General features: G+C 56.3%; 20 protein-coding genes and 2 tRNA genes. 5 read left to right on the top strand and 17 right to left on the bottom strand.

Annotated features, from left to right (window positions below; translation table 11 throughout):
* The first annotated feature begins 54 nt into the window (after positions 1-54).
* Together DC3_RS10595 and DC3_RS10590 are read left to right on the top strand one after the other, a co-directional pair.
* Entirely contained in the window at positions 55-621 is a 567-nt protein-coding gene (locus DC3_RS10595; protein WP_146884335.1) for a DUF1802 family protein, read from the top strand.
* A 227-nt stretch (positions 622-848) separates the two neighbouring features.
* Positions 849-1,265, top strand: coding sequence for a hypothetical protein (locus tag DC3_RS10590; RefSeq protein ID WP_146884334.1), 417 nt, complete (start codon positions 849-851; stop codon positions 1,263-1,265).
* A 74-nt stretch (positions 1,266-1,339) separates the two neighbouring features.
* Here the strand turns inward: DC3_RS10590 and DC3_RS10585 are convergent, their stop codons facing one another.
* Together DC3_RS10585 and DC3_RS10580 are read right to left on the bottom strand one after the other, a co-directional pair.
* The gene (locus DC3_RS10585) at positions 1,340-1,858 is read right to left on the bottom strand and encodes a 3'-5' exonuclease (protein WP_146884333.1); all 519 of its coding nucleotides are present in this window, start codon (positions 1,856-1,858) and stop codon (positions 1,340-1,342) included.
* 30 nt (positions 1,859-1,888) lie between these two features.
* A complete protein-coding gene (locus tag DC3_RS10580) occupies positions 1,889-3,322 on the bottom strand; it encodes a DUF512 domain-containing protein (protein WP_146884332.1) in 1,434 nt (477 codons plus the stop codon).
* A gap of 156 nt (positions 3,323-3,478) precedes the next feature.
* Here DC3_RS10580 and DC3_RS10575 point away from each other — a divergent pair, with 156 nt between their 5' ends.
* The gene (locus tag DC3_RS10575; RefSeq protein WP_146884331.1) at positions 3,479-3,976 is read left to right on the top strand and encodes a hypothetical protein; all 498 of its coding nucleotides are present in this window, start codon (positions 3,479-3,481) and stop codon (positions 3,974-3,976) included.
* Between the two features lie 56 nt (positions 3,977-4,032).
* Here the strand turns inward: DC3_RS10575 and ilvC are convergent, their stop codons facing one another.
* The 3 genes from ilvC to ilvB form a co-directional block, all read right to left on the bottom strand.
* Positions 4,033-5,040, bottom strand: a complete 1,008-nt coding sequence (gene ilvC, locus DC3_RS10570; protein ID WP_146884330.1) for a ketol-acid reductoisomerase — start codon at positions 5,038-5,040, stop codon at positions 4,033-4,035.
* A gap of 88 nt (positions 5,041-5,128) precedes the next feature.
* Positions 5,129-5,725, bottom strand: a complete 597-nt coding sequence (ilvN, locus tag DC3_RS10565) for an acetolactate synthase small subunit (RefSeq protein WP_186815962.1) — start codon at positions 5,723-5,725, stop codon at positions 5,129-5,131.
* Positions 5,726-5,855: 130 nt separating this feature from the next.
* Positions 5,856-7,517, bottom strand: a complete 1,662-nt coding sequence (gene ilvB, locus DC3_RS10560) for a biosynthetic-type acetolactate synthase large subunit (protein WP_146884329.1) — start codon at positions 7,515-7,517, stop codon at positions 5,856-5,858.
* A 685-nt stretch (positions 7,518-8,202) separates the two neighbouring features.
* Between ilvB and DC3_RS10555 the strand changes: the two genes are divergently transcribed.
* Positions 8,203-8,571, top strand: coding sequence for a hypothetical protein (locus DC3_RS10555; RefSeq protein ID WP_146884328.1), 369 nt, complete (start codon positions 8,203-8,205; stop codon positions 8,569-8,571).
* Positions 8,572-8,608: 37 nt separating this feature from the next.
* Here the strand turns inward: DC3_RS10555 and DC3_RS10550 are convergent, their stop codons facing one another.
* From DC3_RS10550 to DC3_RS10495, 12 genes are all read right to left on the bottom strand, one after another.
* Positions 8,609-9,481 (bottom strand): PhzF family phenazine biosynthesis protein, encoded by an 873-nt coding sequence (locus tag DC3_RS10550; protein WP_146884327.1) that lies wholly within the window; start codon positions 9,479-9,481, stop codon positions 8,609-8,611.
* Positions 9,482-9,580: 99 nt separating this feature from the next.
* Complete coding sequence (locus DC3_RS10545; RefSeq protein ID WP_146884326.1) at positions 9,581-9,988, bottom strand: NUDIX hydrolase; 408 nt, start codon at positions 9,986-9,988, stop codon at positions 9,581-9,583.
* A 425-nt stretch (positions 9,989-10,413) separates the two neighbouring features.
* On the bottom strand, positions 10,414-11,994 hold the full coding sequence (locus DC3_RS10540) for a carboxypeptidase-like regulatory domain-containing protein (protein ID WP_186815961.1): 1,581 nt from the start codon (positions 11,992-11,994) through the stop codon (positions 10,414-10,416).
* Complete coding sequence (locus tag DC3_RS10535; RefSeq protein ID WP_146884324.1) at positions 11,994-14,252, bottom strand: DUF5011 domain-containing protein; 2,259 nt, start codon at positions 14,250-14,252, stop codon at positions 11,994-11,996. Before DC3_RS10535 ends, DC3_RS10540 begins: the two co-directional genes overlap by 1 nt.
* Positions 14,253-14,514: 262 nt before the next feature.
* A complete protein-coding gene (locus tag DC3_RS10530) occupies positions 14,515-14,835 on the bottom strand; it encodes a hypothetical protein (protein WP_146884323.1) in 321 nt (106 codons plus the stop codon).
* Between the two features lie 111 nt (positions 14,836-14,946).
* The gene (pnp, locus tag DC3_RS10525) at positions 14,947-17,070 is read right to left on the bottom strand and encodes a polyribonucleotide nucleotidyltransferase (RefSeq protein WP_146884322.1); all 2,124 of its coding nucleotides are present in this window, start codon (positions 17,068-17,070) and stop codon (positions 14,947-14,949) included.
* A 336-nt stretch (positions 17,071-17,406) separates the two neighbouring features.
* Complete coding sequence (locus DC3_RS10520) at positions 17,407-17,628, bottom strand: hypothetical protein (protein ID WP_146884321.1); 222 nt, start codon at positions 17,626-17,628, stop codon at positions 17,407-17,409.
* Positions 17,629-17,732: 104 nt separating this feature from the next.
* Positions 17,733-17,809, bottom strand: a tRNA-Met gene (locus DC3_RS10515).
* 52 nt (positions 17,810-17,861) lie between these two features.
* A complete protein-coding gene (locus DC3_RS10510; protein WP_146884320.1) occupies positions 17,862-18,473 on the bottom strand; it encodes an NAD(P)H-dependent oxidoreductase in 612 nt (203 codons plus the stop codon).
* Positions 18,474-18,686: 213 nt separating this feature from the next.
* A complete protein-coding gene (locus DC3_RS10505; RefSeq protein WP_146884319.1) occupies positions 18,687-19,718 on the bottom strand; it encodes a S66 family peptidase in 1,032 nt (343 codons plus the stop codon).
* A gap of 247 nt (positions 19,719-19,965) precedes the next feature.
* Positions 19,966-20,052: transfer RNA gene (locus tag DC3_RS10500), tRNA-Leu, on the bottom strand.
* A gap of 80 nt (positions 20,053-20,132) precedes the next feature.
* Positions 20,133-21,047: an NAD-dependent epimerase/dehydratase family protein gene (locus tag DC3_RS10495; protein WP_186815960.1), complete on the bottom strand. Its 915-nt coding sequence runs from the start codon at positions 21,045-21,047 to the stop codon at positions 20,133-20,135.
* A 275-nt stretch (positions 21,048-21,322) separates the two neighbouring features.
* Here DC3_RS10495 and DC3_RS10490 point away from each other — a divergent pair, with 275 nt between their 5' ends.
* Positions 21,323-21,784 (top strand): DUF6194 family protein, encoded by a 462-nt coding sequence (locus tag DC3_RS10490; protein WP_146884317.1) that lies wholly within the window; start codon positions 21,323-21,325, stop codon positions 21,782-21,784.
* The last annotated feature ends 10 nt before the right edge of the window (positions 21,785-21,794 follow it).

Below are 21,794 nucleotides of genomic sequence, written 5' to 3'. Positions count from 1 at the left end.
TCATTCTCTCAAGGGCCTTGTGTAGAGGGGGTGGGGAAACTTACACTCCAGGGCATGACTGTTCAGAGCATGTATGGCCTCAAGGAATGGGATGCCCAGGTTCAGCTTCTCCTCAGCGGGCAGTATGCGGTGCTGGTCCGCAAGGGGGGCATCATCGAAAAGAACCTGGAGTTCGAAATCGAACACCGCGAGTTCTTCCTGTACCCGACTTTTCTTCACCAGAACAAACTGGAATTGAAAGAAGAACACCACCCGCTCATTCTGGACCAGAACCCGCCGAGTGAAGTGGCATTTTCAGCATTTGCCAGGGTCAGGGCGGTATGGAAAATCGAGGATCTGGATGTGGCTCTGCAAATTGAAAAATTACAGGCCCTGAATTCGAAAGCGATTGAAAGACGTTTCAATTACCGGAACAAACCCTATTTGCATGTTCTTCTTCTTGAAGTTTTCAGTTTGGAAACTTCTTTTGTCCTCACTGAAACGCCAGAAATGTTCGGCTGCATCAGCTGGGTGCCCCTCGATCAGGTGCATGAGGTCCATGCCCGTCCTGTCTTGCCCGGTCAGCAACTGGAAGCCCTTCACCAGCAACTTGTTGACCTGCTCGGGGCACCACAAAGTTGAGCTTTGCTCTGCTTTTTCATGAAACCCTGATCACCCACATGAACCTCAGGTGAAGCCAGGCTGAGTAAATCTTTTGCCCAGCTGTAAATCAGTGCGTTAAAGAGGATTTTGAGCCCAGATCATTTTTTAAAAATCCATCAATCATGCACAATTCTGTTTATCAATGTGGGCTTGCAAAGAGAACTGAAATGTGAATAAAATAGCTCGAAGCAAAGGAGTGTGCTTTTATGAATTTACGTAGACTAAGTGAACAGGTGGCCCTGCTCAAGAACCCACAACGCAGCGATCAATTCGTCCGTCAGTTCCGCAATGCAGTAAGAGACGGGGTTTTTGATGCCACTGAAGTTCCTGAGCGTTTCGAATTGCCCAAGCAATACGCAAAACGTGGACAGGAAGGTTCCTACAGCAAGAGCGCCAAAGAAATGGTCTTTGAAGTGAACCCCGCTTTCGAGCAGTGGTTCAACGATCTCGACGACCAGCTCACCCAGAACAAGCGCACCCGCAAAGTCAAACCCAGCCTCGAAGCTTTTGCCAAAGGGGAACTGGATTTCAAGGCACAGGCAGCAGCCACCCGCGCCAAAATGAAAGCCAGCGAAGAAAAAGGCAAGAAGCTTGGTGCAACCCGCAAGGGCCGCAAGAAGTAATTCACAGCCACCAAAAAAGAGGAGGAATGTTCCTCCTCTTTTTCTTTTGTTTTTTAGACTTTCTTACAGGCACATCACATGCCCACCTGCAAAGCCCGCGACAGGTGAATGAAAGCCTGCGCAGTGACCCGCACATCACCCATCGACCTGTGGCGTTCGGTGAAGGTCAGTTCAAGTCGGGAGGCCAGCAAATCCAGTTTGTGGCTGCGCTCCTGGGGATAGGCCCGTCTTGAAAGTTGCATGGTGCAAATCTGTGCCCGGGGAGGGAAATCCAGCCCCAGTTTTCGGGCATTGGCCTGAATAAAACCCATGTCAAAGCTGATGTTGTGGGCAACCAGAGGTTTTCTTTTGATGAAGGTCAAGAATTCAGGCAGAACCTGCTCGATGGTGGGGGCATGCCGAACATCTGCATCTCTGAGCCCATGCACTCTGGTGGCGTGATAGGGGATGGGACGCCCAGGGTTGACCAGCGTATGGAAGATCTCCTCTTCGATCAGCTGCCCATCTCGCACCACAATGGCCCCGATTTCCACAATGCCATCCCGCTCCGGTGAGAGTCCGGTGGTTTCCAGGTCAAAAACAACGTAATCCACGTATTCAGTGTACTCTTTTACGCCCAGAATTTAAGCCTGACCGCGCTGCTCTTTGACCGCATGGGCGGAATAACCAAATTGCAGACCCGAACTTGCACCCTGCTTGAGGATGATGCGGGCCAGTTCACCCAGGGTGGCCCCTCCAGGGAGCACCGGCATCCTGAGGTCCTGGGAAAGCTCCGTCAGGCTCATGTTGTCCAGCATCAGTTCTGTGCCGTACCTCAGGGTGGTTGGAGGCACAATCAAGAGGTCTGCCTCGGAAGGCTGAACGGCATGCCGGAAGCAGCGACCTGTCAGCAGACCTGCCACGGTGGTGTTCTCCCCAAAGGTGCGGTTGGTCACGCTGCGCACCTCGATTTCCAGACCCTTGATCTTGCGCAGGGGTTCCACAGCCAGGTCCAGGGATTGTGCAAAGAGTTTCCCTGTTCCCAGAATGACCTTCTGGGGAATTTCCAGGGCCTCAGGGAGCTCAGGCAGAGGCTCGTTCAGGAAGTCCCGCACCATGCCCACACCGTTTTCCAGCATGGGGAAGCCCTCGTACTCCTCCTCAGGAGGAATGGGCAGACCTGCCAGGATGTAAAACTCATCTGATGGGAAGATGAAGCGGGTTCCACGCTCCTCCAGCATGCGTTTTCTCCACACATTCGCACGGCGGATCACATCTTTCGCCTGCTCAGGGCTGAAGGTGGGCACCTGGGCCAGATTGGTGCGGTGGTCGGTCAGGCCCACGGGCACACAGGCCACAGAGAGCACATTGGGGCGGCTGGTCAGGTAAGCCATGGTTTTGTCGAACTCATCCCCATCGTTGCGGCCCGGAAGCATCACAATCTGGGTGTAAAGGTCGATGGACTCCAGACGCTCAATCATGTGCTTGATGTCGGTGGCCTGCTGGTCTTTGACCTTCAGTTTCCACCACTTCATCATGTCCTGACGCAGGTCCTGATTGGTGGTGTGCACCGAGACATACAGAGGGGAGAGGTTTTCATTGAGAATCCGCTGGATGTCATCTTCGGTCAGGTTGGTGAGGGTCACAAAAGAGCCATACAGGAAAGACAGACGGTAATCGTCATCCATGATGTACAGGCTCTTTCTGAAGCCCCGTGGCATCTGGTGCACGTAGCAGAAGTCGCACTTGTTGGCGCACTTCTTGATGCCGTCAAAGAGCACCTCTTCAAACTCCAGACCGGGGTCTTCCCATTCCACATCAAAGGTGAAGGTTTCCGCTGTTTCAACGGGTTTCAGGGTATGGTGGTCCTGCTGAAAAGTGAAGCTGGGCTGATCAAAATCACGGGTTTTGGCCACTTCCAGTGTGGCCACCCCCTGCTCCAAAAGGTATCTGTAAGCCAGGATGTCTGTGACAGCCTGACCGTTCACACGCAACAACTGATCGCCAGGCTTCACGCCTGCGCGCTGTGCAGGACTCCCTGGAGCAACTTCTTTGATTCGAGCCGGGTACACTTCCACCTAACGCCCTCCGAATTTACCATCTTAGCACGCATTCAGGGATGGATTGTTGAACGTGCTTCATTCGGAGGCAAAAATCGGGCTTCAGAACCTTGAGGGTGACATCAAATTCTGACAGAGAACTTTTTTGGCCCAGCTGTCGTAAGTTGAACCAGAATGAATGAGGTTTATTTTGATCATCCACCCCTTGTTAGAGCTGGACGTGCTGCAAATGCTCTTGGATTTTTTGGAACGCTTCTGCTTCTGTTCGGTGGCATTGGAGGACTCGTCATCTGGCATGTGATCTGTACCTGTGTGTATCCAGACCGCATCCCTTTCATTTCCAGTCTATTTCAGAACAACCGTGCAGGATCAGTTGTTTTGCAAATCCTGTTTTTGATTGTTCCATTTTTCCTCTGGAGAGGGCTGGATGTGTTGCTGGGATGGTTATTGAGACTGGACCAGAAAACACGGGACACGGCACAGGCCTTTTTTGAGCGAGAAGCTGTCTTCGAGGGAAGGGTGACCAGACACAAATTTGCACTTTACGCAGGGCATCTCTCTTCTAAAACTCATTTTGAAGGACAAACCCATACGGCTGAAGTTGCCCTCAAATTTGATTATCACAAAGGTCCAAAAATGACCATGACAGTGAGTCAAAAGCTGGGCTTCTGATTTTCAAACAAAAAACCCGAGGGTTCTCACCCCCGAGTTCCTGTGAAGTCTGAAAATTAAACTTCGAGTTCTTTCTTGCTGATGAAAGGCATCATGCTGCGAAGTTTTGCGCCCACCACTTCGAGGGGGTGGTCGTTCATTTCTTCGCGCCATTGCTTCATCTTGGGGTAGCCCGCTTCGGTTTCGGCCACGAATTCACGGGCGAACTCGCCGCTCTGGATGCGGGCCAGGGCTTCTTCCATGGCTTTGCGGCTCTCGGCGGCCACCACGCGGGGTCCGGTGACGTAATCGCCATACTCTGCGGTGTTGGAGATGGAGTAACGCATGCCTTTGAAGCCTTTTTCGTAGATCAGGTCGATGATCAGTTTGCACTCGTGAAGCACTTCGAAGTAGGCAATTTCGGGCTGGTAGCCAGCATTCACCAGGGTCTCGAAGCCGTTCTGGATCAGGCTGGTCAGGCCACCGCACAAGACGGCCTGCTCGCCGAACAGGTCGGTTTCGGTTTCTTCTTTGAAGGTGGTTTCCAGCACGCCTGCACGGGTGCAGCCAATGCCACGGGCGTAAGCCAGGGCAAGGTCACGGGCATTGCCGGTGGCGTCCTGGTACACAGCGAAGATGCCGGGCATGCCTGCCCCTTCCACGTACACGCGGCGCAGCATGTGGCCGGGGCCTTTGGGGGCGACCAGGAACACGTCCACGTCTGCGGGGGGCACAATGCGTCCGAAGTGGATGTTGAAGCCGTGACCGAACACCAGGGCTTTGCCAGCGGTCAGGTTGGGCTCGATGCTCTCTTTGTAGGTTTTGGCCTGGTGCTCGTCGGGGATCAGCAGCATGATCACGTCGGCTTCCTGCACGGCCTTCTCGATGGTTTCCACGCGCAGGCCGGCCTTCTGGGCCTTCTCCACGCTGGGGCTGCCTTCACGCAGACCGACCACAACTTTCACGCCAGACTCGTTGAGGTTCTGGGCGTGTGCGTGGGCCTGGGAGCCGTAACCGATGATGGCCACGGTCTTGTTTTCGAGGGGGCTTAAGGAAACGTCCTGATCGTAGTACATTGTCGCCATTGTGTAAGACTCCTTCGGGGTGATGCTGTCTTGGATTACTTTACCTGTCTGTCAGGAAAAGGGAAATGATCGCTCTAGGTGTTTGGGGTTAAATCTCCACATCCCCCAGCACAGGCTCCAGGCTCTTGCTGCCTCCATCGGTGTAGACCTGGGTGGGAATGTCGGCGTTGGAGCCACGGGAGAGGGCCACGCGGCCTGTGCGCATGGTTTCGATGATCCCGAAGGGGCGCATCTGCTCGATGAAGGCGGTGATTTTGCCCTCGTCGCCGGTCACCTCGAACATCAGGGCGTAGCGGCCCACGTCCACAATGCGGGCACGGAAATCCTCGGCAATGTGGCGCACTTCCACGCGGGTTTCGGGGGTGATGGTGACTTTGACCAGCACCAGTTCGCGGTCCACGAATTTCTCTTCGCGGTGGTCGATCACTTTGATGACGTCAATCAGTTTCTCCAGCTGGCGGATGGCCTGCTGCAGGATGTTGTCGTCTCCACCCACCACAATGGTCATGCGGCTCACGCCGGGGTTTTCGGTGGTGCCCACAGAGAGGCTCTTGATGTTGAAACCACGCCTTGCAAACATGCTGGTGATGCGGGTCAGCACGCGGGGTTCATCTCGCACGATCACGCTGATGATGTGGTCTTTGGTGGGGCTGCTGGGGGTGTCGCCGTACAGATTTGCACTCATGGTTCACCTTTTCATTGGCTCAGCCAGCAGGAACGAGGGCCTGTCTGTTGCCCTCGGCCCTCGGCCCTGTCTTGGCCTGAAAACGTGCTTGCGGGGCGGCCCGCGTCGCACTGGCCGCTTGGCTCTCGGCTTATTGCTTCTGTTTCGCTTCCTCGTGGGTCTCGACCATTTCTTCCAGTGAGGCACCTGCGGGCACCATGGGGAAGACGCCGTGCTCGTTGGGCACCACGGCTTCAAGCAGGCTGGGTCCGTCATGGTTCAGCCAGGCCTGAATGGCGCTTTCGAGTTCCTCGCTGTTGGTGGCCCGAACGGCGTGAATGCCGTAGGCATCGGCCAGTTTGATGAAGTCAGGGTTGGAGTCTCCCAGCCACACTTCGCTGTAGCGGTTCTCGTGGAAGAGCTCCTGCCACTGTCTGACCATCCCGAGGAAGCTGTTGTTGATGACGGCAATCTTGACGGGAATGCGGTATTTGGTGAGGGTGGCAAGTTCCTGTGCAGTCATCTGGAAACCACCGTCTCCGGCGATCACGATGCTGCGCACGCCGGGGTCAGCGAGGGCAGATCCGATGGCGGCAGGGAAGCCGAAGCCCATGGTCCCGAGGCCCCCGGAGGTCAGCCATCTGCGGGGCTTCTGGAATCGGGCAAGCTGTGCTGCGAGCATCTGGTGCTGTCCCACGTCGGTGGAGAGGATGTCATCGTCGGAGAGCTGGTCCACAATCTGTTTGATGGCGTAACCGGCGCTCCAGACGGGGTGGCGCACGTAGCGGTCCTTCCACTCCTGGAGTTTGTCGTGCCATTCTTTGTTTTCCAGGTAAGTGGCATGGTCTGCGAAGTAACGGGCGGCTTTTGCGGCATCTCCACGCACAGGGATGTGGGCGTGCACCAGTTTGGAGATTTCTGCAGCGTCAATGTCCACGTGGATGATGGTGGCGTTTTTGGCGAAGCGGGACACCTTGCCGGTCACACGGTCATCGAAGCGCAGGCCAATTCCGACCAGCACGTCTGCGTTGGTGATGGCGCGGTTGGCGGCCACACTGCCGTGCATGCCGGGCATGCCGAGCCACAGGGGATCTTTGGAAGGGTAAATGCCCAGGCCCATCAGGGTGGTGATGACAGGCAGGTTCCAGGCTTTTGCAAACTCGATGATCTCTTTTGAGGCGTCCATGGCTCCGCCGCCGACCATCAGGATGGGACGCTGGGCTTTTTTGAGGGCTTCAATGGCCCGTTCAATGGCTTCCCTGGCAGGGGAGGGGCTTTCAGGGCGGGCGTGGGGAGCAGGAATCTCACCACTGAAGAGCTCAAGCTGCACGTCCTTGGGCACATCCACGAGCACCGGACCGGGGCGTCCAGAGCGGGCCAGTCGGATGGCCTCTGCGAGGATGCGGGGCAGGTCGTTGGCGTGTCGGACCAGGTAGTTGTGTTTGGTGATGGGCATGGTGATGCCCGTAATGTCTGCTTCCTGGAAAGCGTCGGTGCCGATGAGTGCACGGGGCACGTTTCCGGTGATGGCGACGATGGGCACACTGTCCATCATGGCGTCGGTGAGTCCGGTCACCAGGTTGGTGGCTCCAGGGCCGGAGGTGGCAATGCACACCCCGACTTCTCCGGTGGCCTTGGCCCAGCCTTCTGCGGCGTGGGATGCGCCCTGCTCGTGGCGCACCAGGATGTGACGCATTTCGGGGAATCCGGTGAGTGCGTCGTACAGGGGAATCACTGCGCCGCCCGGGTATCCGAAGACGGTGGTGATGTTGTGGTTGATCAAGGTCTGCCAGAGTGCTTGTGCCCCGTTCATTTTGCTCCTCTCAACGTTCATTTCAACGTTAAACCCCCGCGATCTGGTAGACCCGGGGGTTTCTTCTGCGAGTACGTGCCTGCCGCCTACGCGAGGGAAACCCCTGTGCGTACTAGTACTACCACCACGATGCTGGTCAGAATGCGGCTCATTGCCTTTACCTTAACAGCCTGTCTTTGCTGGTGTCAACCTTTGATCTAGACGAAAAAACATGACAAATTAAACTGAAAAGGGGTTTTTATTGTCATGCTTCCTGAGATTCTTTGGCGTTCTCTGCATACGCTGAAGAATCTCAATGCATATTCTCTGAATAGATTCAAAGCTCAGTGGCAGCCCAGAAATGCCCTGGAATTTTAAACTCGGTGCACGAATATGGGTTTTTTCCCTGTGCAGTGCCCCGAAAATTCACGCAAACAGCAGGTTAACGCCCTGTTAACGGGCTCTGCAGTACAACAGGATCAAGCCGAACGGGCGAAATTCAAACCACAGGCGGTGCACTTTGGCCCACACCTCTCAGATGATCAACCCATCCATCCGTTAAGAGGCCTCCCACCTCTTCAGACCTCAGGCCCTCCTCTAGAAGGCACCAAACGTAAAAACAGACCGCAAGACACCTCAACCTCAAGCCCCTGCCCGTTCTGGAGGTCTTTAAACCTCCAGAACTTTTCTTTCTCAGGAGGATGTTATGGGATACGGCGCACACCTGACCGTGATCAACAACAGCACCAGAGACATTCAACTTTTCATTGAAGGCATCGAGTGCATGTACGACAACAACGAATATGGCTCCAACCTCTCCATCTTCAATGGGGCCCAGGTGGCCGCAGGTCAGGCCTTTCCTGCCCCAGGAGGACAGTTCATAGAAGCTGTTGCCAGTGGAAGGTGCTTTTTCACCACCTCCACCTTTCAACTGGGCGTTGGAGGGGTTGGGAGTGTGACTTTTGCAGATGCCAGCCAATCCTGGTCGGTCAGTGAAAACACCAATCCAGGAACTCTCCTGGTGAGCATCCAGAATGGAGAACAGGCCACCATCACCGTGGTCTACGAGGGATGAGGCCTGTCTCTGGAAAAGGGTCTTCAAAATGTAGAGGTCAGATGCGCAGGATGCCCTCCATCACCTGAACTGCAGCGCCACCCACGCGGGTGGCCACCACCTCAAAATCGTCCTTGACGGCAGTGATCTCCAGTCGGCTTGGACGGCCCATCTCCAGGCCCTGGTGCACCACCCAGGTGAAGGTCAGGTCTTCCGGAATGCGGTTCCCCAGGTGGGCTGCGAGGGCCACCCCTGCGCTTCCAGTGGCAGAATCCTCCAGCAGTCCGGGCTCTGGTGCGAACATGCGGGCGTAGATCTCATGGGGAGCCACAAAGAAAACGTAGAGATTGGCGGCCCATTTGTTCTCCAGATGCTTTTCCCAGGCAGGCAAGTTGAACTGCAGGTGTTGCAGGGCCGCATGCGAAGTCACTTCCACAATCAGGTAGGGGGTGCCACAGGATACGCCCTCCAGGGTGTGGATGTCCTGCACCTTCAGGCCCAGCACTTCTGCAACCTGCTTTGGGGTCACTTCAGCCTTGCGAAATTCTGGAGGGGTGGGGGAGGTGAGCTCGGCATACACCGCCTGCCCGTTTTCCCAGCGGTACTTCACCGGGACCAGACCTGCGATTTCCTCCAGGACCACCTCCTCCTTGCCTGCGGTTTCTCCCAGGAAAGCCAGCAGCAGGGCGGTTCCAATGGTCGGGTGACCTGCAAAGGTCATCTCCCGTCCCGTGGTGAAGATGCGGGCACGGTAATCCCCCTCACCTTCGGCGGGAAGCAGGAAAACAGTCTCTGCCAGCTGAAATTCACGGGCAATCTGTTGCAGGCGTGCGGTTTCCAGTCCCTCGGCACCGAGCACCACAGCAAGCTGGTTTCCTCCAAAACGCACATCCGTGAACACATCCAGGGTGTAAAACTTCAGTTCGGGCATGAAGCCTCCTTCTCAGAGAACAGTGTGCGTGAAAACGCCCGGGGTTGCCTCAGGATTTTGACGTACCAGCAATAACAATTTCCTCTTTTGCTTGTGGGCTCACAGATTGTAACTGAGGGTCACGGGTCTTCTCAGCTGCACATCCAGTGCCAGCGGGATCAGGTAACGCAGGTTGTGGTGAACGTGCTCAGGGAGGTCTGGCAAGGGGTACACACTCACCTCTTCATCTGTGCAGGAGTGAAGCAGATGCAGGTGTTCTGTGCGGGTCTCAAAGCAGAACACTTCCAGGCCTGAACCGATCAGGGTGGCAAAGTGCTGCCAATTGTCCAGCCTCAGCCCGGTCTCCTCTTCAAATTCACGACACATGGCCTGCAGAGGGGTTTCTCCCTCTTCAATTTTTCCCCCCACACCATTGAGTTTCCCCTGCTGCCATGCAGGCCTGTTTTTCTGAATCAGGACCACTTGTGTTGCAGATGGATCAAATGCAAATCCCAGAACATGAGGCATGGGGACCATCGTAACAGATGCACCTGTGCCTCACCCTTTCCACAGAAACACTTTCTGAATATAATGAACGCAACTGGGGGCAACCCAGAGACCAACCTCCATATGTTGGCTTGGTGGAGACCGATCAAAATCGGTCTCCCTTTTTGTTGCCTCGAAAAGAAAGGCAGGTGATTGACAGAAAAATAAACTTAAAGCACCTTAAGCACACTCCTGGGACGACTTAAAAATCATGCGCAATATTTTATATCGGTGAAGCATATATTTCTTTAAAAGGGAATTGATATATTAATAATGAAAGATCTGAATTTAAAATGATCAATTTCAAAAGCAAAAATGATTGTGTTTTAATGGCTTGTCTGAGGAAGAGCTCTGGCAGCCAATCGCAAAAGGCGAGGCTTGAGCCTCGCCTTTTGCTTCTGCTTGCATCAAGGAGCAGTGGTGAATGTCTGCTCTTTGGTCAGTCCGAAATCAAAATCCAGCAGGCTGCCCGCATTGGGGTACCCGAAAGACCACACACCAGGTTTCACAAAATCATCGGGTGTGGCAAAGCCGTCATAGGCCAGCAGGCTCCAGGTGTACATCATGTTCTTCTCGAGGGGAGCCGCATAACTGGTGTTTGTGGTGTACACGCACTGGTTGGCCCCGGAAAGGCTGTCTCTGTAGCAGGCCACGAAGAAGGGGTTCTGGAAGGTTCCCCTGTTCCACTGCAGCACGTTCCCGGCTCCTGTGGCAGTGTCTGCGGGTGAGGCCAGGTACGGAGGCACTTTCAGGGTGAAGTGTTCAGTCTGGGCAGGTCCCAGGTTCCCCCTGTTGAGGATCAGGCTGCTGCCCTGACTGCTCCTGGCCCCAACGGCCAGCACAAAACGGTTCTGAAGCACTTCCGGGGTGGGAATGGGATAGCTGAAGCTGGTGCTGTTGGAGTGATCCGCAGCCAGCACAAAACCTCCACGTGGCACCAGAGCGGCCCCCAGGCTTTTCCACAGGACGGTCATGCCTGCTGGGATCGGTGCATCAATGGTCCCAGAAAGCACCGACTGGGTGACTGGGGTGAGGGTGATGTTCTTTCCAGCGGCGGTGGGACCCCCTGAAATGAATTTGCTGCTCGCCCCAAAGCCCTTGTAACTGACGGGAATGCTGGTGGCTCCACTGAGGTTGGCCTGCCACTGCAGGGCAAAGACCTGTCCCTCGGCCAGTTTTTCATTGATCTGGCTGATCTTGATGGTGTAAGGTCCCCCTTTCCCAGGCAGGAATCCCTGGATGCCCAGGTTTTCCAGCAAGCTGGCATACACCACCTGCGTGACGGTGCCTGCAGGGTTGGGAAAGCCCACCCCTCCAGAAAGGGTGCCGCTGATGGTCACATCGGTGGCCGTGATGACGCCGTTGCTGGTGTACAGCTTCAGGCTGGGATCGGGCAGGGTCAGGTTCGGGAAGGTGTGGGTTTCGCCTGTGGGAAATTTTACGGTGGCGGTATAGGGCGGCAGAACATGGTTCACGGTGAACTGGCCTGAAGCGTCACTGGTGTCCGTGCTTTCGGTGTTGTTCGCGCCCCGAATGCGCACCGTGGCCCCCTGCACCCGTCCTCCGATCACATTGCGGACCGTGCCTCCAACGGTGACCAGGGGAGATTTGGTGACATTGACTTTCAATTCAATGACCCCCTTTGCATCTCCAGAAACCCCACGGATAAACAAGGAGTACTGATTGGCTGGCAGATCCAGTGGAGCATGGAGGGTCAGTTTGGTGGTGGTTTTGGTGGTGGCCGGACTGAACAGGGACCCGAGTTTGTTCGGGCTGGGTTGGACCAGGGAGAAGCCCACCTGTCCATCAAAGCTGTTTTCGGGCTTCACGGTCACGGTGATGTCTTTGCTTTGACCCTGCATCAGGGTGATTTCGGTGTCGGTGAGGAGCAGGTTGAAACCCTGGGAGGGTGGGGGAGGAGGGGTGGATTCCCCTCCTTTGCATCCCACAAGCAGGGCCAGGGTCAGCATCGGGACAAGCTGTTTCATCAGAAGCATCCCTTCTGCAGTTGAATGCTGGCCACCACGGTGCTGTTCACCCCGTCACTGACCTCCAGCCTGAGGAAAATGTTGTGGGGTTCCACGTCGTAGCACTTGAACTCTGTTCCCCCTGCAATGGGCAGGAGATCCGAAGGGTCAAAGGTGTACTCCACGTGCTGGGTGAGTGATCCCGCAGGGACAGCATTGCTGTGCAGGGTGGTGGAGGTGACCCCCTTGCCTCTGGGCTGGTAACTGAGCACCCAGGAGTAGGACAGACTGGCTTTTTCCTTGTCCAGCAGGGTGCCTTTGAGGGTCATGGTCTGGTCAAGGGGAGGCAGGGAGGGCAGAACTGGATTGCCACTGCCATCCACACCCATCTTGGGTTGCTCAATGGACACCACCGGAGGATGGTTGACAGGCTCAGGCAGCACGTTGATGGTGACCTGAACGCTGCCGGGCATGTTCTGGGAATCCCGGGCCTCCAGGGTGATGGTGCGGGTCCCCTCGGTTTCAAAGGTGACCATGGCATCGCCGCAGGGATCGGCAGGCATGTTCTTGTTGTCTGCAGGGTTGCTGCTGCTCCACTTGAAGGCCTTGCAGTCCAGATTCTCGTTGGGGTCCATCAGGGCACCCCTGAGCAGGGTCGGGCCATTTTTGTAGATTTTGGTGGTGTTTGTGGGTTGCAGAATCAACACCGATGGGGGGTTGTTGACGATGTTGATGGTCCGGGTTGCTGTGGCGGTCAGTCCACCCTTGTCGGTCACCGTCACGGTCAGGGTGCGGTTCCCCAGCGTCTTGAAGGCGTAAGGGGGCACACAGGTGCTGCTGAAATTTCCCCGGATCACCGACTTGGAGAGCAGGTTGCCATCCAGGGAACTGCTGATGCTCACCTGCAGGTCGCTGGATTCCAGATCGTCCATCAGCAAGCAGATGTTCTCCACCTTTACGTTCTGGCTGTATTCCTGGCCTTCTTTGGGCGATTTGAAGCTGACAGTGGGTTTCTGGTTTTCGGAACGGGCAAACTCAAAGGTCTCCTTGAAAATCTGGGCATCATAATTGAGGGTTTTCACCAGCAGGTCCGCGTGAATGCCCACATGGCCCTGCACCCCTGCACTCAGGGTCCAGACGGGATCTCTGGGCACAGCAGCATCCATGGTGATGTTGCCCCGCACCCGGGCGTAAGGTCCCACCAGACCGTACAGCAGGATTTCGCCCTGCAGGTTCAGTCCTGCCTCCAGGGTGCCTTTGGCCCCTTCGATTTCTGCATACTTGTTGAAGCTCTTGCTGAACTGGGTGATGTTCTTGAACCCATCGTTGTACTCAAATCCTGCCTGGGCCACCACGCTTTCACTGGCCCCGAAGGTCATCTTGGCGGTGATGTTGCCTTTCAGGTCCGCCGTGATGCGCACCGAAGGAATCAGCACCACAGGCACAGGCCCGATGAAGAAGGTGATGGGATCAAAAGTGTATTTGGCCAGTTCCACTTCTTTTTCAATGCTCCTGGCAAATTCGGCTTCGACCCGCACACTGGCATTCTGATTGAAACCATAGGCCATCCGCACATAGATGCCCTTGGGATACACCGGAACCCCCAGCACCTTTTTCCACTTCAGGCTGTAAGACAGGCCATCGTCCACCACCAGCTCGAAATTGCCTTTCAGGCGGATCTGGTCACTGGTGGTGCTGTTGTTGCCGTCATCATCGTAAAGCACGGTGTTGATGTCGAACTTGAAGGAATTGCCCTGGGAGGCAATGGCATTCTTGTCGAAACCGACAGGCACCACTCCCTGACGCAGGGACATGGAAGAGAGTTGCTTTGCCCCGAGTTTGCCTTCCTCTGAGAATTCTCCCTCAATGAGGGCTTCATCCAGCGTTGCAGCCTGGGTTTCGACCGTGACCTGGCCTCCAGCTGTGGTGATCTTGGTGACCTTCTGCAGGTAGCCGTAAGGCGCATTCGGTCCGATGCCACTGACCATCATCTCTCCGACCTTCAGGTCTGCCAGATAAGGGGTGGACTTGGAGAACACCAGTTTGGCTGTGCACTGCGCTGGAATGGCATTCGGGTTCTTGATGGGATCAGGGGAGGTCTTGCAGGCCGCTGCATTGGTGAAGGTGAAACTGCTCAGGGCTTTGCGGGTCTCTTCCGTGACCACACGGGTCTTCTCGTTGACTTTGGGGGCCACTTTGGGCTCTGGGGGTGGAGTGGGGCTGCCACAGGCGGCCAGCAACAGGGACAGACATGCGGTGAGTGGGATCAGGTGTTTCATGGAACCTCCAGATGCAAAAGAAAACCTCTGCGATACAACCACAGGTGCATTGCAGGTGTTCAGATCAAAACCAGGCTGTGAAATGGAGAGAGCAAGGCCCAGGGAAGGAGACGGTTTCTCCAACGTAAGGGACAATATGTTAAAAATCTGTGACGATCAAGTGTGCAGCCTGTGACTGTGCAGGGCTCAAACGGTGAAATCCAGCATGAAAACAGCCTGCAGCACAGGGCCACAGGCTGAAAGATAAAGAATCGATGAACCTCTACAGCTGGACACTGGCCCCAGACATGCATTCCTCTGCAACGGCCCGGGCCAGAGGGTCACGGGTGCTGCGGGCGTAACTGACCCCCAGATGCAGGGACTCCAGGGCCACTTCCCGGGTCTTCTCCTCAAGCACCAGGGTCTGGTAGTGGGCCAGGTACAGGTGGGAGAGCAGCACATCCCGCGCATGCTCAGGAGGCAGGGTTCGCAGCAGGTTGATCCCCCGCTGGTACTCCCGGACCGCCTCTTCCGTGCGTCCCTGCAGGGCAGATTCGCGGGCTTTGCGAAGGATTTTGGCAGCAGTGAAGAACTGGGGTCTCATGGGTGCCTCCGGCAGCAGAAGGCTGAAGGCTGAAGGCAGAAGGCTGTAAAATCAGCCTTCGCTTCAATCTGTTTGCCGTACTCATGGAACATGCAAGAACCTCTGAAGAAATCAGCCTCTGCGGGGGGCGCGGGGTTTGATTTTGCCTTCGAGTTCGGGGCGGATCAGGTCGAGTTTGCCCCGGTCGTCCACGCCAGCGATTTTCACGCGGATCTTGTCGCCGACAGCAAGCACGTCCTCGACTTTCTCGATGCGCTGTTCGCTGATCTGGGAGATGTGCAGCATGCCGTCTTGCCCCTGGAACAGGTTCACGAAAGCCCCGAAGGGAGCGATCTTGACCACGGTGCCCTCGAATTCGTCGCCGACTTTGGCTTCGTAGGTCTGGGCCTGCACACGCTTGAGCACGGCCTCTGCGGCTGCAGCGTCAGCAGAGAAGATGCGGATGGTGCCGTCTTCCTCGATGGTGACCTGTGCCCCCATGGCTTCGAGTTCGCGCACGTTCTTCCCACCAGGGCCAATGATGACGCCGATCTTGTCGGGGTTGATCTTGGTGGTGAGGATGCGTGGAGAGTACTTGGACAGCTCAGGACGGGTTTCAGGCATGGCTTCGGCCATCTTGCCAAGGATGTGCAGGCGGCCTTCTCTGGCCTGTGCCAGCGCCTCACGCATCACGGCAGGGGTGATGCCACTGATCTTGATGTCCATCTGCAGGGCGGTGACCCCTTCGGAGGTTCCGCACACCTTGAAGTCCATGTCGCCCAGGGCGTCTTCGGAACCCAGGATGTCGGTCAGCACGCGGTATTTCTCGCCTTCCATGACCAGACCCATTGCCACACCGGCCACGGGGGCCTTGATGGGCACACCGGCGTCCATCAGGCTCAGGCATCCGGCGCACACGGTGGCCATAGAAGAGGAGCCGTTGCTTTCCAGCACGTCTCCCACCACACGGATCACGTAGGGGAAGACTTCAAACTCGGGCAGGATGGCGCGGATGGCACGCTTGGCAAGGTTGCCGTGCCCGATTTCGCGGCGGGACTGGCCCCCCATGCGCTTGACTTCTCCGGTGGAGTAAGGGGGGAAGTTGTAGTGCAGCAGGAACTTGTCGCCGGTTTCGGTGCCCAGGTCATCGATCAGGATCTCATCGCGGCCTGTCCCGAGGGTGGTGGTGCCCAGCACCTGGGTTTCCCCCCGGGTGAAGATGGCACTGCCATGGGCACGGGGCAGGGGGGTGGTCTCGATCCAGATGGGGCGCACCTGTTTGCTGTTGCGTCCATCCACACGCAGGTCGTCTTCAATGATCAGCCTGCGGAGTTCTTCTTTCTGGGCCTTGCCAAAAGCGGTTTGCAGCAGGGCGGTCAGTTCGGCAGCTCCCTCTGCTTCAGGATCAGTCACACGCTCGGCAATCAGCTTGCTCTGGAGTTCATCGAGGGCATGGGCACGGGCTTTCTTGCCTTCGGTGAGGAGCACGTCTTTCAGGCCTGCAGCCAGTGCAGCTTCCTTGAATGCAGGGTAGATTTCAGCAAGGGCATCCACGGGAGGATTCCACTCGAATTTCTCTTTTCCGACCTCTGCTTTGATCTGCTCGATCAGGGCAATCAGGGGTTGCATTTCCTTGTGGGCGAACTCAATGGCCGAAACCAGCAGTTCCTCGTCCACACTCTGGGCTCCAGCTTCCACCATCATCACGGCGTCACGGGTGCCAGCCACCACCAGATCGATCTTGCTGTTCTCAAGTTCCTTGACGGTCGGGTTGATGACGAATTGACCGTCAATGTGGCCCACCCGCACGCATCCTGTGGGTCCAGCCCAGGGAATGTCACTGATGGAAAGTGCTGCAGAAGCACCCACTGCACCCAGCACATCAGGCAGGTTCTCCTGATCTGCGCTCACCACGGTGATGATCACCTGGGTTTCCTGACGGAAGCCCTTGGGGAACAGCGGACGGATCTGCCTGTCGGTGATGCGGGCACTCAGGATGGCCTTCTCACCAGGGCGCCCTTCACGCCTCTGGAAGGAACCGGGAATGCGGCCCACAGAGTAGTGGCGCTCCTCGAATTCAACGGTCAGGGGCAGAAAGTCCAGCGTGGAGGGTCTGGTGGACCCCTGGGCCGTCACCAGCAACATGGTGTCACCGTATCGTACGGTGACAGAACCGCTCACGAGCTTCGCCAGTTTACCGGTTTCGATCACCAGTTCGCGAGAGCCCAACATCGTTTTGTATGTTTTTCCTGTCATTGCCCCTTAGTCTATACCAAAACGGAGATTTTGCTTGTGAAGATCCCCCCGCGCATCGCTGCACTCTGCGGTCCCCCCTTAACGAAAGGGGGTTGATGAAAGACTGAACTGGAAACCATCCCAGACACCTACCAAGTCCCCTTTGCTAAGGGGGACAGTCCTGAGTGAAACGAAGGACAGGGGGATCGTACCCGCAGTGATCCCAGACGCACACCAAGTCCCCCTTCCTTAAGGGGGACAGCCTGGAGTTCTAGCGACAGGCAGGGGGATCTTACCCTCAGAAACCCCCAAACAAAAACCCTCCCGCACCGCAGGAGGGTCGATTCGATCCAGAATTCAGTTGTTGGGGTCTTCTTCGTTGAAGTAGAAGATCACGCTGAGGACCACGCGGTCTTCGCTGAGGGAAGCAATCTGGTGCTCCACATTGACGATTTTGCGGGCCTTGCCGCTCTGCTGTCCAATCTGGGCGAACTGGTTGATGGTGCCCTGGAAGGCCTTCGAGAGGTCAGCGGCGGGGCAGATGACGGTGAATTGCTGGAAGTTTGAGAATTGTGACATGCGAATAATTTACACGATCTGGGTTCAAAACGTGACAGGACAATTGCACATCCAGAGGAGGAAGCAAAAAGAAAAAACCCTGATCCGAAGATCAGGGGAAATTTTGGTTGCGGGGACAGGATTTGAACCTGCGACCTCCGGGTTATGAGCCCGACGAGCTACCAGACTGCTCTACCCCGCGTTGCCTCGCTCGCTTGGAGCGAAGAGAATAATAGCATGGTCTTTGTACCGCGTCAAGCCCTGGCCTGTCTGAGTTTCGCAGGCCTGAGTTTTGCATCTGCCTGAGCGGCTTTTTCTGCCTGCCCCAGGCCTCTTTGCAGCTGTTCGGGGGTGCGGGATTTGATGCTGTCCACCCGGGTGACTTTCACAGGAGTGAAGCCGCAGAACTCCAGGGTGGTCTGTTTGACCAGACGGATGGCAGGGTCAAAATAACGGTACCGCATCCACCAGCCTGGCCCGTCCGAGGTGACGATGATGCGGGCGGTGCGGCCAGCGAGCAGTCTGTCCCACAGTGGGGAGTTTTTGCGGTATTTGAAGGCAAATCCGGGCAGCAGCACACGGTCCATGAAGCCTTTGAGGAGGGCTGGGGGGGCACCCCACCAGGTGGGGAAGACCACCACCAGATGATCGCACCACAGGAGCAGTCTTTGTGCTTCTTCCAGATCTGGTTCCAGAGGCTGCCGCTTCTGGTAGCCCGCTTTCAGGTTCAGGTCAAAGTTCAATTCATTCAATTTGAGCAGTCGGGTGGTGTGCCCTGCAGCTTCTGCACCTTTTAAATAGTGTGCGGCCAGGGCGGCGCAGTAACTGTCGGGATTCGGGTGTCCGAGGATGACCAGGGTGTTCATGGGTGCCTCCGTCAGGCAAAAGCCAGGGCCACCGAGTACAGCGCTGTAAAGCTGGACTGGGGGATGGGAAGATGGGGGGTGCAGAAAGAGAAGCAGGCCAGTGCAGGAAACAAATCCCACAGACCCATAAATGTTTACATTGTCAAGATAACCCGATAACTTTACATTGTCAAGATGCCTCTTTGCTGTTCCTGCAGAGTACCTCTGCGAAATTCAGTCCACAGCAGCTTCCAGCATCCGAACGGTTCTTTTCTCCACATCCAGTTCGGTCTGGATGCCCAGTGGCATCACCATCTGCGGGCTGGTGTGACCAAAGTCCATGTTGGCCACCACAGGAAGGTCCTCTCTGCCATACTCCCAGAGCACCTTCTTCACCCAGCCATACAGTTCTGGAATCCAATCAGGAGGATAACGGTGGGGCCTGGCAAGCAACAGACCATTGGCATGGGACAGAATCCCCTGAGCTCCGAAATTCCTCAGCCAGTAGCCCACCTGGGCAGGAGGAGGAGCCTCTTCACTGGTCTCCAGGCACAACACCGCTCCTTTCCAGAGTTCAGGAGCAGGCCATCCGGGGGTGCCGTTCAGCATGTCCAGCACCTCAATGCACCCTCCGATGGTGTGACCGGAGACTTTCCCCTCACCTTGCAGCCACACCCAGCCCTCAGAAGGCTCAAACTGGCGTCTTGCCTCCTGCAAAGCCGGGTCCATCCATTCCACACGTTGCCCTGTCCACTCTGGTGCAGCAGCAAACTTCACAGGAGCAGTGCCCATCAGCGTCTGTGCCACCGAAGACCTCACATAAGGATGAATTCCGCCATGCTCTGCCAGATCGGTCAGCATGGCCGGACCATGAAAGGCCACCACGCCAGCACGCAAAAATTGCATCAGGGTGATGGTGCTGTCCGAAAACCCCATGAAGACCTTCGGGTTGTTGCAGATCAGGTCCAGATCGAGAAAAGGCAGCAGACGCACGGAATCGTCCCCACCAATGATGCTGATGATCCCTTCAATGTCCGGGTTGCTGAGCGCCCAGTGCAGATCATCTGCCCGGGCCTGGGGGTTGCGGTACAGGTACTCTGAGCCCCTGAAAGCATTGGGGGCCTCCGTGACCTGCCAGCCGAAAGTCTCCCTGATCTGGCGTTTTGCAGCGTCATACCGGTGCTGCACATCCGTCACGAAACCAGACGAGAGAGAAACGGTGGCGATTTTTGAATCTGGTGTCAATTTCCTGGGCTTGATGAACATGACTGGAGGTTAACACAGGCTCTGGGATCAAGGCCAGAAGGTGAATTGAGGAATCTGAGAGGGTAAATCTGCTGCGTGTGGCAGCAAACAAAAAACTCCCCCCTGGGGATTCAGGAGGGAAGTTTGGTGCTGAGGACGGGACTTGAGAGAAGTCCACCCTTTCGGATGGCAGCCATGATTTAAAAAGTAAGTCTGCTGCGTGTGGCAGCAAACAAAAAACTCCCCCCTGGGGATTCAGGAGGGAAGTTGGTGCCGAGGACGGGACTTGAACCCGTACACCCTTTCGGATGGCAGATTTTAAGTCTGCTGCGTCTACCGATTCCGCCACCCCGGCGAGGGCTCTGGGATTGATGCGTTAGTCATTATAGAACAAAAAGCAGGGGGGTCAACCCTGCATGCTGGCGGATGCAAGGGCTAGCCCTTCTGCCGGAGGTGCTCCAGCGTTTCTTGCAGCACCTGTTTTCTGGGGGTCGGCTGGAAGCCAAAAGCCTCCTGAAATTTTCTGCCCTGCACGATGAAAGGTGTGTTGAACTGGTAGGCCAGATCCAGTGGGGTCGGATGCACCCTGGAAAGCTGGCTTTTCACCCACAGGTGGATGGAGGGGACCTGGTGGGGTTTTACAGGGTGCCCGGTCAAGTCTGAGAGCAGGTCTGCGAGTTCAAGGGCTGTGCAGGTCAGATCGGTGGGGACATGCCAGACTTCGCCCAGACCCTTCTGCCCCTGACCCAGCAGCACGAGGGCTTTTGCAAAATCCTGCACGTAGGTCAGGCTGTGCGGTTTCTGCAGGTCTCCGGGCCAGCGCAGGGTGTTCCGGGAGAGCACCTCCTGAAAGAAATCCTCGCTGGTCCAGGAGGAATGCACCTCAGGTCCGATCAAGGTGGAGGCTCTGGCAATGGCGACTCTTGCCCTTCCTTCGTGATGTGCAGTCAGGAGGGCCTGTGCCAGCTGGGAGCGCAATCTTCCTCTGGGCTGCTCGGTGCTGTGGGGATGGGTTTCTTCCAGAGGGGCTCTGGGGACGCCGTACATGAGCAGGTTGTCCGCATAGACCAGGGTGGCCTCCGTGCCCTGCAGGGCAGCGAGAACCTGCCTTTGCAGCACAGGGTAGTCCTGTGCCCAGCGGCCATAGCTTGGGGCTGCACAGTGGTACACCGTTGCCGCTTCCTGAAAGTGCTTGCTCAGCTCGGCTGGATTGAAACGCACATGTTGCACGCCTGGAACCACCCGATCTGGCATGTTCAGGGTGATGGCCTTGATGCGGGCATTGCGGGAGATGAGTTCACGGACCACCGCCCGACCCACTGCCCCTCCTGCGCCCAGCACCACCTGCATGTTCATCCTCAAAACAGTAGCATTCTTTGGTGATAGAAAGGCCAGTGACATTTCATTTTTGTAACGAGGCTCCATGCACTCCTTTCGGGAATGGATTTCAGGCTCTCACCCACCAACATGAAGAAAAATTAAAGCAAATGTCCCGGAGTTTGCACATGATTCTCAGGGATGATGAAGGCAGGACAGTCAGAAGAAATGCTGTCCTGCCGCCACATTTCATCACAAAGCCCCAGATCCACACCATGAAGCAGGCCATCCTGCTCAGGAGGTTCACCATGGATGCAGAGACCCTTATCGAAACCATCAAAAGCACCCTCTCAGGCGTACATGTGCTGGAAGCCAGCCAGAATCACTTCTTCTATTACCACCCAGATCCAGACCAGACTCTGGATGACAGAATGCCCTTTGCCACCCTGATGACCAACGACGACAACGATCAGGCCTCCCAGCTTTGCCGCCCCGGGATCTACCGCCTGAACATCGGCCTGAAACCCGAGACCTACCAGAGGCGCTTTGGCAAACAGCCCCCCATGCCTGAGGGGAACGGCATCATTCAGACCGGGCATGACTTCACAGCACTCGACCAGATCATGCCGCATCCGGTCTACGCCGCCATGTCGTGGGTGTGCGTGCTCAATCCCGGACCTGAAACTTCTGAACAGGTGATGGTTCTGTTGCAAGAGGCCCACCAGACCGCAGTGCGCAGGCATGAAGCCCGAACCCGCAAAGGCGGCTGACTGCACCGCT

It is taken from the genome of Deinococcus cellulosilyticus NBRC 106333 = KACC 11606 (assembly GCF_007990775.1).
GTDB classification, from domain to species: domain Bacteria; phylum Deinococcota; class Deinococci; order Deinococcales; family Deinococcaceae; genus Deinococcus_C; species Deinococcus_C cellulosilyticus.
Note: the sequence above shows the minus strand (reverse complement) of the source record. Positions and strands in the feature narration are given on the sequence as shown.